The organism is Streptococcus sp. 'group B' (genome assembly GCF_002073795.1).
Lineage (GTDB): Bacteria > Bacillota > Bacilli > Lactobacillales > Streptococcaceae > Streptococcus > Streptococcus agalactiae.
The window spans coordinates 2,054,803-2,069,528 of record NZ_CP020432.1 but is presented as its reverse complement, the minus strand read 5'-3'; the positions used below and the strand labels follow the sequence as shown (position 1 = coordinate 2,069,528).

Annotated in this window: 13 protein-coding genes and 1 tRNA gene; 9 read left to right on the top strand and 5 right to left on the bottom strand. The window is 35.3% G+C overall.

Annotation, left to right across the window (positions count from 1 at the left end; translation table 11 throughout):
• Window positions 1–54 precede the first annotated feature (54 nt).
• The 5 genes from A6J68_RS10825 to A6J68_RS10805 all read left to right on the top strand — a co-directional run bounded on the left by A6J68_RS10825 (window position 55) and on the right by A6J68_RS10805 (window position 5,318).
• Window positions 55–549: a PTS sugar transporter subunit IIB gene (locus A6J68_RS10825; protein WP_000718802.1), complete on the top strand. Its 495-nt coding sequence runs from the start codon at window positions 55–57 to the stop codon at window positions 547–549.
• A 35-nt stretch (window positions 550–584) separates the two neighbouring features.
• Complete coding sequence (locus tag A6J68_RS10820; protein WP_000355267.1) at window positions 585–1,451, top strand: PTS mannose/fructose/sorbose/N-acetylgalactosamine transporter subunit IIC; 867 nt, start codon at window positions 585–587, stop codon at window positions 1,449–1,451.
• A complete protein-coding gene (locus tag A6J68_RS10815) occupies window positions 1,438–2,253 on the top strand; it encodes a PTS system mannose/fructose/sorbose family transporter subunit IID (protein WP_000147943.1) in 816 nt (271 codons plus the stop codon). The genes A6J68_RS10820 and A6J68_RS10815 overlap by 14 nt, the downstream gene beginning before the upstream one ends.
• A gap of 79 nt (window positions 2,254–2,332) precedes the next feature.
• Entirely contained in the window at window positions 2,333–4,237 is a 1,905-nt protein-coding gene (locus tag A6J68_RS10810; RefSeq protein WP_000654960.1) for a heparinase II/III family protein, read from the top strand.
• 79 nt (window positions 4,238–4,316) lie between these two features.
• Window positions 4,317–5,318, top strand: coding sequence for a LacI family DNA-binding transcriptional regulator (locus A6J68_RS10805; protein ID WP_000038817.1), 1,002 nt, complete (start codon window positions 4,317–4,319; stop codon window positions 5,316–5,318).
• 71 nt (window positions 5,319–5,389) lie between these two features.
• Here A6J68_RS10805 and def read toward each other — a convergent pair whose 3' ends face one another.
• Complete coding sequence (def, locus tag A6J68_RS10800) at window positions 5,390–6,004, bottom strand: peptide deformylase (protein ID WP_001272875.1); 615 nt, start codon at window positions 6,002–6,004, stop codon at window positions 5,390–5,392.
• Window positions 6,005–6,069: 65 nt separating this feature from the next.
• The gene (locus A6J68_RS10795) at window positions 6,070–6,714 is read right to left on the bottom strand and encodes a cyclic nucleotide-binding domain-containing protein (RefSeq protein ID WP_000350702.1); all 645 of its coding nucleotides are present in this window, start codon (window positions 6,712–6,714) and stop codon (window positions 6,070–6,072) included.
• 111 nt (window positions 6,715–6,825) lie between these two features.
• On the opposite strand from A6J68_RS10795, the gene A6J68_RS10785 reads away from it, so the two are divergent.
• Entirely contained in the window at window positions 6,826–7,989 is a 1,164-nt protein-coding gene (locus A6J68_RS10785; RefSeq protein ID WP_000689136.1) for an MFS transporter, read from the top strand.
• Between the two features lie 45 nt (window positions 7,990–8,034).
• On the opposite strand, the gene A6J68_RS10780 is transcribed toward A6J68_RS10785, so the two are convergent.
• A complete protein-coding gene (locus A6J68_RS10780; RefSeq protein ID WP_000137260.1) occupies window positions 8,035–9,018 on the bottom strand; it encodes a Gfo/Idh/MocA family protein in 984 nt (327 codons plus the stop codon).
• A gap of 147 nt (window positions 9,019–9,165) precedes the next feature.
• On the opposite strand from A6J68_RS10780, the gene A6J68_RS10775 reads away from it, so the two are divergent.
• On the top strand, window positions 9,166–11,061 hold the full coding sequence (locus tag A6J68_RS10775) for a M13 family metallopeptidase (protein ID WP_000599043.1): 1,896 nt from the start codon (window positions 9,166–9,168) through the stop codon (window positions 11,059–11,061).
• A 49-nt stretch (window positions 11,062–11,110) separates the two neighbouring features.
• Here the strand turns inward: A6J68_RS10775 and A6J68_RS10770 are convergent, their stop codons facing one another.
• Entirely contained in the window at window positions 11,111–12,064 is a 954-nt protein-coding gene (locus A6J68_RS10770; RefSeq protein ID WP_000737083.1) for a S66 peptidase family protein, read from the bottom strand.
• A 166-nt stretch (window positions 12,065–12,230) separates the two neighbouring features.
• On the opposite strand from A6J68_RS10770, the gene A6J68_RS10765 reads away from it, so the two are divergent.
• On the top strand, window positions 12,231–12,467 hold the full coding sequence (locus A6J68_RS10765; RefSeq protein ID WP_000080855.1) for a hypothetical protein: 237 nt from the start codon (window positions 12,231–12,233) through the stop codon (window positions 12,465–12,467).
• Between the two features lies 1 nt (window position 12,468).
• Window positions 12,469–14,538 carry a cation:proton antiporter gene (locus A6J68_RS10760; protein ID WP_000393098.1) on the top strand — a complete coding sequence of 690 codons (2,070 nt, stop codon included), beginning with the start codon at window positions 12,469–12,471 and terminating at the stop codon, window positions 14,536–14,538.
• Window positions 14,539–14,610: 72 nt separating this feature from the next.
• On the opposite strand, the gene A6J68_RS10755 is transcribed toward A6J68_RS10760, so the two are convergent.
• Window positions 14,611–14,681, bottom strand: a tRNA-Cys gene (locus tag A6J68_RS10755).
• Window positions 14,682–14,726 lie beyond the last annotated feature (45 nt).

Genomic DNA, 14,726 nt, shown 5'->3' with positions numbered 1-14,726 from the left:
GAGTATTTTACTAACAAAATAAACAATAAATAATAGAAAACAAGGAGGTCAGAAATGGCAGCAGGACCAAATATTGTAATGACACGTGTTGATGAGCGTCTTATTCATGGACAAGGACAACTTTGGGTGAAATTTTTAAGTTGTAATACTGTTATTGTGGCAAATGATGATGTCTCCAAAGATCATCTTCAACAAACGTTAATGAAGACGGTGGTGCCAGAATCAATTGCATTGCGATTTTTTGATATTCAAAAAGTTATTGATATTATTCACAAGGCCAACCCAGCACAGACGATTTTTATAATTGTTAAAGATTTGAAAGATGTCTATAGACTTGTAGCAGGAGGCGTCCCAATTAAAGAGATTAATATTGGAAATATTCATAATGGAGAAGGTAAAGAGCAGGTAAGTCGCTCTATCTTCTTAGGGATGAAGGATAAAGAGATAATTAGAAAATTAAACCAAGAATATCACATTGCATTTAATACTAAAACAACTCCAACAGGTAACGATGGTGCTGTGGAAGTTAATATTTTAGATTATATTTAGTTGGACAAACTCACTATCATATAAAGGAGAAAAATATGGATATTAGTATTCTTCAGGCTGTCTTAATTGGACTGTGGACGGCTTTCTGTTTTAGTGGCATGTTGCTTGGCCTCTATACAAATCGTTGTATCGTTCTCTCTCTAGGCGTTGGTGTTATTTTAGGAGATATTCAAACAGCTTTGGCAGTTGGAGCAATATCTGAACTGGCTTACATGGGATTTGGTGTGGGAGCGGGAGGGACAGTTCCTCCAAACCCAATCGGTCCTGGGATTTTTGGAACTTTGATGGCTATTACAACAGCTGGAACTAAAGGAAAAATCACACCGGAAGCTGCTCTTGCATTATCAACCCCAATTGCAGTTGGTATTCAATTTCTTCAAACAGCAACTTATACTGCTTTTGCAGGTGCGCCTGAAACAGCTAAAAAAGCTTTGCAAGCAGGTAATTTCCGAGGATTTAAAATTGCAGCAAATGGTACAATTTGGGCATTCGCTGGATTGGGATTTGGTTTAGGAGTACTGGGTGCTCTTTCAACGCAAACTTTGACAGATTTATTTGCTCTCATTCCCCCTGTTTTGCTTAATGGTCTAACCTTAGCTGGGAAAATGCTTCCTGCAATTGGTTTTGCGATGATTCTCTCTGTAATGGCTAAAAAAGAACTCATTCCTTATATCCTACTTGGATATGTTCTAGCTGTTTATTTTGGTTTGCCAGTTCTAACTCCAACAGCAAATGGAGACGGAGTTTTAACATCAGTGGCTACTAACAGTGTGCTTGGGGTTCCAACTATCGGGGTAGCTATAATTGCAACAATATTTGCTTTGCTCGATATTTTCAGAAAACCAGCTGCACCTACTAAAGAAACTAAGACAGAAGGAGACAACCAAGATGACTGGATCTAAAAAATTAGCAAAAAGTGATTACACTAAAACAGCTTTACGTGCCTTTTATTTACAAAATGGCTTTAATTACAGTAACTATCAAGGTCTTGGTTATGCTAATGTCATATATCCAGCTCTCAAAAAATATTATGGAGATGACAAAAAAGCTTTAGCGGGAGCTCTAGAAGAAAATGTGGAGTTTTACAATACAAACCTTCATTTCTTACCTTTTGTAACTAGTTTACATTTAGCAATGCTTGATAATGAGCGGCCAGAAGAAGAAATTCGCGGTATTAAGATGGCGCTTATGGGTCCTCTTGCAGGTATCGGTGATTCTTTATCACAATTTTGCTTAGCACCCTTGTTCTCAACGATTGCAGCCTCTTTAGCGACAGATGGTTTGGTGATGGGACCGATTCTGTTCTTTGTGGCTATGAATACTATTTTAACGGGAATTAAATTAGTTACTGGCATGTATGGTTATCGTCTTGGGACCAGTTTTATTGATAAATTGAGTGAACAAATGTCAGTTATCTCACGGGCAGCTAATATCGTTGGTGTAACGGTCATCTCAAGTTTAGCTGCAACACAAGTTAAGCTTACAATCCCTTACACTTTTGCTCCAGAAAAAGTAACTAGTACAGCGCAAAAAATTGTTACTGTCCAAGGTATGCTTGATAAAATTGCACCAGCTCTACTTCCAGCACTCTACACTTTCCTTATGTTTTACCTTATTAAAAATAAAAAATGGACAACTTATAAGCTAGTTATCCTTACGGTTATTATTGGTATCCTTGGTAGCTGGTTAGGTATTTTAGCTTAATAAAATTTTGATAAATAAGGATTATGATATATCAATGACATAGTCCTTTTTATATCGGACGAGGACGTTTTGTAAAAAAATGAAAGATCGCTTATATAATAAATTCAAGGATTTTGATAGGGAATTTTGTCAAAAGTATATTAAAACATACCAATCTAATGCCTATCAAGAAATGAAAGCCTCTGTTAATTTGATGATGAGGAACACTTTTGTATTTAATGATAATTGGGATATGGAACCTTGTTCTAAAGCATATTGTCTTGATCCTTTGGAGTGGGATAATCCAGTAACAGATGATCCAGAATGGTTGTATATGCTAAATCGTCAAACTTATCTTTTTAAATTCCTGGTGGTCTACATTGTTGAAGGCGATAAGTCTTATCTTAGACAAATGAAATATTTTATGTACCATTGGATTGATTGCCAATTTACACTAAAGCCAGAAGGGGCGGTAAGTCGTACTATTGATACTGGGATACGTTGCATGTCATGGCTCAAAGTTTTGATTTTTTTAGATTATTTTGGATTAATAACAGAAACTAAAAAAATTAAACTATTAACTAGTTTACGGGAGCAGATAACTTATATGAGGGACTATTATCGTGAAAAAGATAGTCTAAGTAACTGGGGAATTTTACAAACAACAGCAATATTGGCGTGTTTATACTATTATGAAGATGAATTAAACCTACCTGAAATTCAGAGTTTTGCTGAAGAAGAATTATTACTTCAAATCAAGCTTCAAATTTTAGATGACGGGAGCCAGTATGAACAATCAATTATGTATCATGTAGAAGTCTTGAAGTCCTTAATGGAACTAGTTATCCTTGCGCCTAAATATTATCTACCATTAGAAGAAACTATTGAAAAAATGGTTACCTATCTAATTGCTATGACTGGTCCGGATTATTGTCAACTAGCTATAGGGGACAGTGATGTGACCGATACTCGTGATATTCTAACTTTGGCAACACTTGTGTTGAAATCTTCTAAAACAAAATCATTTTCTTTTGATAATGTTAATTTAGAAACTTTACTTTTGTTTGGGAAGCCATCAATTTATCTTTTTGAAGAAATACCGCGTGCAACAATAGGTGAGTCTGCTTATCTTTTTCCAGATTCTGGTCATGTGTGTTTACGTGATGATAGGCGTTATATATTTTTTAAGAACGGTCCATTTGGTAGCGCTCATACTCATAGTGATAATAATAGTGTTTGTCTCTATGATAAAAAGAAACCTATTTTCATTGATGCAGGAAGATATACTTACAAAGAAGAACAACTAAGGTATGATTTTAAACGTTCGACTAGTCATTCAACATGTACCCTTGATGGGCAATCTTTAGAAATGATCAAGGACTCTTGGACATACAATTCTTATCCAAAATGTGACTATTGTCAGCTGACTTCAAAGGATAGGTACCATTTAGTCGAAGGACAACTACATGTCCAAAGAGCTTCTGATATCTATTACCATAAGCGATGGTTGTTAACTTTACCGCAGGCCATTACCTTAGTTATTGATAAGGTGAATTGTCCAGGAGAGCATGTTTTAACAAATCAATATATTTTAGATGATCAGGTCATTTATGAAAATGGGCTTGTTAACGACTTGAAATTAGTAAGTCCTACGACCTTTAATCTAGAAGATTGCCTTATTTCTAAGCGGTATAATCAATTGACAGAAAGTCATAAATTAGTTAAGAAAATAAAATTTGTTGATGAGGTGATGGATTATACCTTGATAGTTGATCGGAACTGTCAGGTGAAATGTGTTCCTTTAGTGCAAACGAACAGTCATAAGGAACTAAGTAATAGCATTGCATTTGATATTAGGTCTCAAGACTTTCATTATTTAATTGGAGTGCATATGGATGATATTATCTTTGGGGATAAACTCTATTTGATGCAAGGGATAAAATGCAAAGGAAAAGTCATTGTATATGATAAAAATAATGGCAAAATGAGTCGTTTAAAAAATTAAGAGGGCTATTATTATGCTATACTAGTACTATATTAACCATAAAAAAATAAAATCAGTAAAATTAGAAAGGAGGTTTGTTATGTCTAAAAAAATGACCATTAATGACATCGCTCAATTATCAAAAACTTCCAAAACAACGGTTTCTTTTTTCTTGAATCAAAAATTTGAAAAAATGTCGGATGAGACGAGGCAGCGTATTCAAGAGGTGATTGATGAAACAGGTTATAGACCAAGTACGATAGCAAGAAGTCTAAATTCTAAAAAAACAAAACTACTAGGTGTCTTAATTGGAGATATAACAAACACATTTTCAAATCAAATTGTAAAAGGAATTGAGCACATCACCAAACAAAAAGGCTATCAAATTATTGTGGGTAATAGTAATTATGATGCCAAAAGTGAAGAAGATTATATTGAAAATATGTTAAATTTAGGTGTTGATGGTTTCATTATTCAGCCTACATCAAATTTTCGAAAGTATTCTCGTATTTTAAAAGAAAAAAAGAAACCAATGGTATTTTTTGATAGTCAACTTTATGAACATAAGACGAGTTGGGTTAAGGCTAATAACTATGATGCTGTTTATGATATGACACAGGAGTGTCTAAATCGAGGGTATAAAAAGTTTATTATGATTACTGCTGATACGAGCTTGCTTAGTACACGTATTGAGAGAGCTTCGGGATTCATGGATGCTTTAAAGGACAATGGTTTCGGTTATGACACTTTGGTGATTGAAGATGATGATCATTCAAAAAGTGATATAGAAGACTTTCTAAAAGCGGTAGTTCCAGATAAGGAGGAGACATTAGTATTTGCACCAAATTGTTGGGCTTTACCAATGGTTTTTACTGCCATGAAAAATCTCAATTTTGATATGCCACGAGTTGGTTTAGTTGGGTTTGACAATATTGAATGGACAGACTTTTCATCTCCTAAAGTGTCAACAATTGTCCAGCCGGCTTATGAAGAAGGTGAACAAGTAGCACAGATTTTGATTAATCGTATTGAAGGAGATGACTCCGTCGATAACCAACAGATTGTAGATTGCCAGATGTTTTGGAAAGAGTCGACTTTTTAAAAAAAGATTTCTTATTTTATTTGCTATTAAAAAATAAAACCTAGAGAAAATTATCTCTAGGTTATTTGTCCTTATTCTAAAATAAGTAAGCCTTCTTTGACAGCGAAAGGATTTTTCTCATTGATACGGTCGTAAAACATAATACCATCAATGTGGTCAATTTCATGTTGAACAACAATAGAGTTGTAACCTTTTAATTTGAGTCGATGTTTTTCACCAGTTTTGTCGAAATATTCAATAGTTACACGCGCGTGGCGGACGACATAGCCAGGTACTTCACGATCTACTGATAGGCATCCCTCCCCGTCAGATAAAGCAGCATCTTGAACAGAATGCGATACAACTTTAGGGTTGTACATTACTTCTTGGAGGCTATAAGCTTCTTTAGGTGGATTTCCTTGAGCATCCTCAACGTTTGGAACAAGGACGGCAATGATGCGTTTTGAGATGTCTAATTGTGGTGCGGCTAAACCAACACCACCACGTAAGCCTAGCTTCTCAGCCATAATTGGATCTTGAGAGTGTTTTAAAAATTGCATCATTTTTTCTCCGAGAATTTCTTCTTTCTCAGAAAGTGGGAATGTGACTTCTTCAGCCACTTTGCGAAGGGTTGGATTGCCTTCGCGGATAATGTCATTCATGTCAATTAAATGACTAGCTTTTACTAATTTATCAATAGCAGACATATTTTCTCCTAACTGTATTCTCTGATTTAGTTTAGCATAAAATAATTAAATGATAAAGCTACGCTTCATGGCTGAATATTTAATGATTCTAGTGCGAAACGATTTTTGATAAAGTATTTTGGTTTTTCTTTTTGGATAAGGCCTTCTTTGACCATATCATGGATAACTCTTAATAAATGACGATAACTGATGCCAAACGAATCAGCTAAACTACTTAGTTCAAGGTGAAAGCAACCTTGTTCTTCAATTGCTAAAATATGACTTGCAAGTAACTCTTTGACGGTATACCCTAAATTAGTAGACGCTTTGATGTTTTGATCATGAAAAGCCTGAGCTAGCTCTTGACTAAGTTTTAGGAGGAAAGTTGCGTCTGTTAACAGTTTCTCTTTCCGTCCTTTAAGTGATAATTGAATGACTGTAATATCCTCTAAGGCAATAACAGATGATACAATTTGTCTATTAGTCAAAAGTTCAATATCACCAATCAGTGTTGGTTTTGTTTTAATATCTAAAATATGTTCTTTGCCGTTAAAGAGTCGACGTACAATTTTAAAACGTCCCTTGACGATGTAGTGCAAGTATTCTAATTGTTCTCCCTGTTTACAGACGGATTGGCCGGCAGTTAGGGTGATTACTTGTAAATCCTTGAAATAATGTTTTGGAAAGATAGTCTCCAAACAGTAGTCTTGGCAGTAGTTTTCTATATCCATGTATTGACTCCCTATTTGAGATAGTTTTAGGACATATGTCATATATTTCTAGTTTAATATTGATTATACTTTATTTATCTAAAAAAAGACATCAGAAAGAGGTATTGTCACTTGAAAATCTTTATGGAGAAGCTAAGTTTACTCTCTTTATCACTTATCTTGCTATCAACTTTTTCGACATCACCAGCCCTACCACAAATGATATCTTATTATAGAGATAAGGGCTTACCATCACCCCAAGTTGAATTATTATTTTCAATTCCTTCGATGGCTATTATCTTCATCTTGCTTATCACACCTTGGTTAAGTAAAAAACTTTCTGAGAAACATATGATTATCTTTGGACTATTGCTAACAGCATTAGGGGGAGGATTGCCGGTTGTCAGTCAGAACTACCTTTTAGTATTTGTATCGCGTCTTTTATTGGGGAGTGGTATCGGTTTTATTAATGCTAGGGCCATTAGTGTGATTAGTGAATATTATCAAGGCAAAGAAAGAAGAAAACTCTTAGGATTAAGGGGGTCCTTTGAAGTTTTAGGAAATGCTGGTTTGACAGCCTTAGTTGGGCTATTGTTGACTTTTGGTTGGTCTAAATCATTTATGATTTATTTTTTAGCTTTACCAATCTTAGTTCTATATCTTGTTTTTGCGCCTAAGAAAGTGGTGAAAGATACAAATGACAAGATTAAAACTAAAGGTCAAAAAATCCCTAAAGCTGATTTGACTTATATTGTCGCCTTAGCTATTTTAGCAGGATTTGTCATAACTATAAATACTGGGATTAATCTTAGGATACCTCTGCTAGTAGTAGAATTTGGTTTGGGTACGCCAGCTCAAGCTAGTCTTGTTCTTAGTGCGATGATGCTTATGGGAATAATAGCAGGTATGAGTTTTGGTCAGTTGATAGCTATGTTTCATAAACAATTAATTCCAATCTGCCTCGTCTTATTTTCTTTAACATTGCTTGGAGTTGGATTGCCTTCTAATCTAATGGTACTAACAATTAGTGCGATGGCGTCAGGTTTCCTTTACAGCCTGATGGTCACTGCTGTGTTTAGCCTAGTAGCAGACCGTGTTGAATATTCGTTGGTTGGTTCTGCAACGACATTAGTTTTAGTATTTTGTAATATTGGTGGAGCTAGTGCGGCTATTCTTCTGTCTTGTTTTGATCATTTACTAGGACAAATAAATGCAGTTTTCTATGTTTATGCTATTTTAAGTTTAGCAGTTGGTATGATTTATTTCCTTAAACGCCTATTTTTTAAGAAAATGTAGTGTATATTAACTAAAAAGGGCTTGACAATCATTGTCAAGCTCTCTTCATTTTTCTTCTTCTGGGTAGGTAAATCCCCATTCTTGACGTAGCTGTGTCATGATATCCATAACATCTTTGGTATAGTTTAAGTACATGTGGTTAGTTTTTCCTGAAATGGCTTCTTCCATATCAGCTACCTCATATTGGAGAGCATTTTCAGTTTTGCCAGCTTCGATAATATCTTGATGCCCATCCTCAGTATAAGTAATAACTGCCTTTTGTCCTCGCGGATATTCAAAAAGTTCAATGTAGCCTTTATCGTAAGCGATAGTTGCTCGTTTAGGTTGTTTTGCATGTAAACTAAGGCTGACAGTCGCCATCTCATTTGCTGGGTTGGTTAGTAGGATACCAACTTGTTCATCAACCCCTGTTGGTGCAAATGTAACTTGAGAGGTAATGTTGTGAGGTGCTTCTGACATAAACCAGCGAATACAAGAAAGTGCATAAACACCAATGTCCAGCAAAGCACCGCCTGCTAGGTCACGACTGAAAAAACGGTTAGTCATATCATATTCTTTATAACTTCCGAAATTCATTTGAATCATTTTTAACGGTCCTAATTTTCCACTATCAACTAATGTTTTTAATTGGCGGTAAATTGGCATATGAAAAATAGTCATGGCTTCAGCTAAGACAACATGGTTAGTTTCGGCTAAATCTATGGCTTCTTTAAGCTCAGTACTATTTAAAGTAATAGATTTTTCGCAAAGAACGTGCTTACCATTTGCTAAAGCCTTTCGTAAAAATGAGATGTGAGTATTGTGGGGAGTAGAGATATAAATGATATCCACTTCAGGGTCTTCAAATACTTGATCTATGTGATCATAAACTTTTTGGATACCATATTTGTTAGCAAATTCAAGTCCTTTGTCGTAAGTTCTATTAGCTACAGAATATAATTTTTGTCCACGTGCTTCCAGTGCTTGGGCTAATTCGTTGGCAATAACGCCGGTTCCAAGCGTTGCCCAATTATAATATTTTTCAGTCATAACAACCTCCTTGTTGGTTTATAGTATAGCAAAAATAACAAAATGATATTTAAAGAAAGCACCAATATGAGAGTATTTTTAATAGTCAAACTCTGAATTTTCTGTTAGACTGTAAGAGATTACATATGAGATATTAAGGAGAAAATAATGATAAAATATCAAGATGATTTTTACCAAGCGGTTAATGGGGAATGGGCTAAGACAGCTGTTATTCCTGATGACAAACCAAGGACAGGTGGTTTTTCTGATCTTGCTGATGACATTGAAGCATTAATGCTGTCAACGACAGATAAGTGGCTGGCTGATGAAAATAAACCAAGTGATACGATTTTAAATCATTTTATTGCTTTTCATAAAATGACAGCTGATTATCAAAAACGTGAAGAGGTAGGAGTATCACCAGTATTACCATTAATTGAAGAATATAAAGGTCTACAATCTTTCTCTGAGTTTGCATCAAAAGTTGCAGAATATGAACTAGAAGGTAAACCAAATGAATTTCCATTTGGTGTGGCTCCTGACTTTATGAATGCTCAATTGAATGTACTTTGGGCTGAAGCGCCTGGGATTATTTTACCGGATACAACTTATTATAGTGAAGATAATGAAAAAGGAAAGGAACTCCTTGCTCTTTGGCGTAAAAGTCAAGAAGACTTACTGCCTTTGTTTGGCCTTTCAGAACAGGAAATTAAAGATATCTTGGATAAGGTTTTAGCTTTGGATGCAAAATTGGCACAATATGTCTTATCTCGCGAAGAGAGTTCGGAATATGTTAAACTTTACCATCCTTATAACTGGGAAGATTTCACAAAATTAGCACCTGAACTTCCATTAGATGCTATTTTCCAAAAGATATTAGGACAAAAACCAGATAAAGTTATTGTTCCTGAAGAACGTTTCTGGACAGAATTTGCATCTGACTATTACTCAGAATCTAATTGGGAATTATTAAAGGCAGATCTTATTTTATCAGCTGCGAATGCCTATAATGCTTACTTAACTGATGATATTCGTATCAAATCGGGAGTTTACAGTCGAGCTTTATCAGGCACACCACAAGCAATGGATAAGAAAAAAGCAGCTTACTACCTTGCTTCAGGACCTTACAATCAAGCTCTAGGTTTGTGGTATGCAGGGGAAAAATTCTCTCCAGAAGCTAAAGCTGATGTTGAGCATAAGATTGCAACGATGATTGATGTCTATAAGTCACGCTTAGAAAAGGCGGATTGGCTTGCACAGTCAACACGGGAAAAAGCTATTGTGAAACTTAATGTTATCACGCCACACATTGGATACCCTGAGAAACTACCAGAGACTTATACTAAAAAAATCATTGATCCTAAACTATCGCTTGTCGAAAATGCTACTAATTTAGACAAAATTTCAATAGCCTATGGTTGGAGTAAATGGAATAAACCAGTTGATAGAAGTGAATGGCATATGCCTGCCCACATGGTCAATGCGTATTATGATCCACAACAAAACCAAATTGTCTTCCCAGCAGCCATTTTACAAGCACCATTTTATGCTTTAGAGCAAAGTTCATCAGCAAATTATGGGGGAATTGGTGCAGTGATTGCACATGAAATATCACACGCTTTTGACACTAATGGAGCTTCATTTGATGAACATGGAAGTTTGAATAATTGGTGGACTGATGAAGATTTTAAAGCTTTCAAAAAACTTACAGATAAAGTAGTTGAGCAGTTTGATGGACTGGAATCTTATGGCGCAAAAGTCAATGGTAAACTAACAGTATCAGAAAATGTTGCAGATTTAGGTGGAGTTGCTTGTGCTTTAGAAGCTGCGCAGCGTGAGTCAGATTTTTCAGCGAGGGATTTCTTTATTAACTTTGCGACAATTTGGCGTATGAAGGCACGTGATGAGTATATGCAAATGTTAGCTAGTGTAGATGTTCACGCCCCAGCACAATGGCGAACTAATATTACAGTAACGAATTTTGAAGAATTCCATAAAGAGTTTGATGTTAAAGATGGTGATAACATGTGGCGTCCAGTTGAAAAACGTGTTATTATTTGGTAACTCTAAATGATAAACTCCCGTTACTCAGATGAGTAGCAGGAGTATTTTTTTATTCTTTTATAGATAAAGATAATGTAGTAGTGTCAACGCTTATCTCAGCTCCAATAGTCACTGTCAAAAGAGGTTGGGTGTGCGCAAAATCCATATCATAAATAACAGGAATTTCCTTGAAAATAGCATGTTTTGAAAGGATATATTCAAAGACTTGTGGAGTCATGCCGCATTCTTTAGGAAAGCGCCCCATAAGAATAGCTTGTGGATGAGGATAAGCTTGTAAAATTGCAGCAAGGTTGCGGTCAAATTCATAAAAATTACTTTCCTCAGCCTCTTCAATCAAGAGGACATAGCGTTCAATTTTCGGTGCATAAGGGGTACCTCGAAGTAGGCCAAACGTAGAGAGATTACCTCCGATAATCGTACCGGAAGCTTTTCCGTGATTATAAATTTTCCATTCTGTTGGGAAAAATTGGCGTGGTTTGCTGGGATCATACCAGGGATCACTAGACCATTCTTCACTAGGCCAAAGTTCATAGTGGTTTTCTGTCATGGCAGTAAGCCAAGCTTGTGTTTGGTAAGGTTGACCTTCCTTCATTTTGAAAGAAGAATAAGCAGGGCCCATGTAAGTTTGGATTTTTGCTTTGGCAAAAATAGCATTAAGGAAGGCGGTTGAATCTGAGTAACCACAAATTATTTTGGGATTCTTAGAGATTAAATCATAATCTAAATATGGTAAAAGCTCGTTGGAATTGAATCCGCCAATGGTTGCTAATATGGCATCAACAGAAGGGTCGGCAAATGCTTCATGTAAATCTTCTACGCGGCTAGCAATCGAAGCAGAATAGAGGATATCATTTTCTAGATAGTGCTTAGAGAATGACACTTGAAATCCCAGCTTTTCTAGTACTTCTTTGGCTAATAGGTTAGCCTCAAAACCACCCAGACGTTCAATGGAAGAAGAGGGACTAAGAACACGAATGTGGCTGCCTTTTGTTAATTTTTTCATTGGTTAACCTCCTATTTAAATTGTTGTTAGTCTACCACATATGGAGATAATGAGCAACGATATTCTTAAATTCTATCAATTTAAGAAATGCGTGTTATACTAGAGATAGCCGATGAAAGAAAAAATACTTATTATTAATAATTTGGTTATTAAATAGGAGGTCATGATGTCTCAATTATCTTTGGAAGAACGATTGAATCGACTAAAAGATAAATACCTTTCTTCTAAAAATCAAGAATTTTCAAATGTTCACTTAAGTAAAGTAAAGAAGAAAAAGAAGAAATTAATAATACTTGAAAAAGAAAGATGTCGCTGTCGATTGGAGAGAGAAGATACTAAAAAAATCGATGATAAAATTGAGAAATTGAAGAAAGAATTGATAGATGTTATGAAGGAGGAATAATATGGAAGAAACTATTCTAATAGTCAGCTTTCTCCTGTTTTTGATTTTATCTAATGTTATCAATAGGATATTTCCTAAATTACCATTACCATTTATCCAGTTGGTCTTTGGGATTCTCTCTGGCTTAGTTTTTCATAAGTCACAAGTCCATATCGATCCTGAGTTATTTCTTGCCTTTGTTATTGCTCCTTTGAACTTTAGGGAAGGTCAAGAAAGTGATATTGGTAGTTTTGTAAAGTATCGGACTATTATTCTTTACTTAATCTTACCAACGGTATTTTTAACAGCTATTGTCGTTGGTTATGTAGCAGGGCACCTTTTGCCAGTTAGTTTACCACTTGCGGCATGCTTTGCGCTTGGAGCAGCCTTAGGCCCAACAGATGCCGTTGCCTTTATATCGATTGCTAAGAGGTTTCAATTTCCTAAACGAGCAGAGAATATCCTCAAATTGGAAGGTCTTTTAAATGACGCTAGTGGTCTAGTTTCCTTCCAGTTTGCTTTAACAGCCCTTGTAACAGGTTATTTCTCCTTAGCAAAAGCTAGTCTCAAGTTAGCATTGGCCATAATGGGTGGTTTTTTAATTGGCTTGCTTTTTGCTTTTCTAATGAGGTTATGTCTCACTGTCCTAGAGAAATTTGATGCTGCTGATGTTACAGGGGCTCTACTTTTGGAATTAACCTTACCTTTTGTTGCTTATTTCGTTGCTGATTTGTTGGGATTTTCAGCTATTATTGCGGTGGTAGTGGCAGGAGTAATGCAAGCAAATCGTTTGAAAAAAGTGACTCTCTTTGATGCTCAAGTAGATCGCGTTACCTCTGTTATTTGGGAAACCTTAAATTTTATTTTAAATGGTTTAGTTTTCTTAATATTTGGAAGAGAACTGATACGTATCATTGGTCCTCTTTTAACAAGTAACGCTTATAGTAATTTTGATCTTATTAGTATTGTTGTTTTAGTTACTTGCACACTTTTTCTAGTTCGCTTTCTAGCAGTTTCTCGCTTTTATGCTTGGAGATCTTTCAAATACCATAAATCATTTAAAAAGTATTGGAGAGAGATTCAACTGTTGACTTTTTCAGGAGTTAAAGGAAGTGTTTCCATAGCAACAATACTCTTATTACCCAAGCACTCAGTCATAGGAGAGTTGGGGTATAGTTTGATTCTTTTCACTGTTGGTGCAGTAACGTTAATGAGTTTTTTAACGGGACTTTTAGTATTACCAAAGTTAGCGCCTCCCTTACAGGTGAAAGATGATTATTTAATACGTCTATCGATTTTAACAAAAGTATTATCTGTCTTAGAAGAAGACGGTAAGAGTTCTGAAAATCAAGCTTCATTTTATGCAGTTATAGATAATTATAATAGCCGTATTCGTCATCTCATTTTAGAACAAGAATCTAGTGACATTAAGAAGGACTTAGCTGAATTGCAACTGATGATGCTTAGTATAGAAAGCGACGGGCTTGAAGCTGCTTATCGTTATGGCAATATTTCTATCAAAGAATATCGTATTTACCAGCGTTATTTAAAATACTTAGAACGTCAAGTTAATCGTAGCTTTGTGTCAAATATCACTTATAGTTTAACGATTCTTATGCGTGTTATTCGTGGTATTGTTCATGAGTTTTTAACATTTGGACAAGGAATACGAAATCGGAAAAAACATTTCAAAAACAGGAAACGGTTGTTAGCAGAAGTCAATCGTCAGCACTTAACAGATTTGTACTTATCAAATAATGACCTCATTTTAGAAACGCTAGAAGATATGGAAGGTTATTATAATGCAACTTTGATAGATTTCTTAAAAAATGAACGCATTCGAGACGCAGAATTAATTAAATCAGGTTTATTTGTAGAACGTGTCATTGCACGCATAACGCCAGATATTTTAAATGAAACCCTAAGAGGATATTACTTGGAACGCAGAACAATCTCTGAATTTGAAAGGGACGGTTTAATTAGTTCTAAAGAGTCTCAAATTTTAAGGGATAATGTCAATGAATTAGAAAGCTATTCATTAAGAGATAGTCAATCTTCTATACCTTATCAATTATTGGATTTAAAAAAATAATTCTGATAACAAAAAAATCAACGAACAATCGTTGATTTTTTTGTTATCTTTGGATAAAATCTTTTATATTTAAGGCGGTAGACGGATTTGAACCGACGATCAAGCTTTTGCAGAGCCGTGCCTTACCACTTGGCTATACCGCCATAACAGATAATATTCTATCGAAAAAAAAAAGATTCGTCAAGTCT

Excerpts from the sequence above, each read along its gene's own strand:
- A6J68_RS10795 (WP_000350702.1), bottom strand. The coding sequence starts at position 6,714 with ATGGATATAGAAAACTACTGCCAAGACTACTGTTTGGAGACTATCTTT.
- A6J68_RS10770 (WP_000737083.1), bottom strand. The coding sequence starts at position 12,064 with ATGAAAAAATTAACAAAAGGCAGCCACATTCGTGTTCTTAGTCCCTCT.
- A6J68_RS10825 (WP_000718802.1), top strand. The coding sequence starts at position 55 with ATGGCAGCAGGACCAAATATTGTAATGACACGTGTTGATGAGCGTCTT.
- A6J68_RS10780 (WP_000137260.1), bottom strand. The coding sequence starts at position 9,018 with ATGACTGAAAAATATTATAATTGGGCAACGCTTGGAACCGGCGTTATT.
- A6J68_RS10760 (WP_000393098.1), top strand. The coding sequence starts at position 12,469 with ATGGAAGAAACTATTCTAATAGTCAGCTTTCTCCTGTTTTTGATTTTA.
- A6J68_RS10815 (WP_000147943.1), top strand. The coding sequence starts at position 1,438 with ATGACTGGATCTAAAAAATTAGCAAAAAGTGATTACACTAAAACAGCT.
- def (WP_001272875.1), bottom strand. The coding sequence starts at position 6,004 with ATGTCTGCTATTGATAAATTAGTAAAAGCTAGTCATTTAATTGACATG.
- A6J68_RS10805 (WP_000038817.1), top strand. The coding sequence starts at position 4,317 with ATGTCTAAAAAAATGACCATTAATGACATCGCTCAATTATCAAAAACT.
- A6J68_RS10765 (WP_000080855.1), top strand. The coding sequence starts at position 12,231 with ATGTCTCAATTATCTTTGGAAGAACGATTGAATCGACTAAAAGATAAA.
- A6J68_RS10810 (WP_000654960.1), top strand. The coding sequence starts at position 2,333 with ATGAAAGATCGCTTATATAATAAATTCAAGGATTTTGATAGGGAATTT.
- A6J68_RS10820 (WP_000355267.1), top strand. The coding sequence starts at position 585 with ATGGATATTAGTATTCTTCAGGCTGTCTTAATTGGACTGTGGACGGCT.
- A6J68_RS10775 (WP_000599043.1), top strand. The coding sequence starts at position 9,166 with ATGATAAAATATCAAGATGATTTTTACCAAGCGGTTAATGGGGAATGG.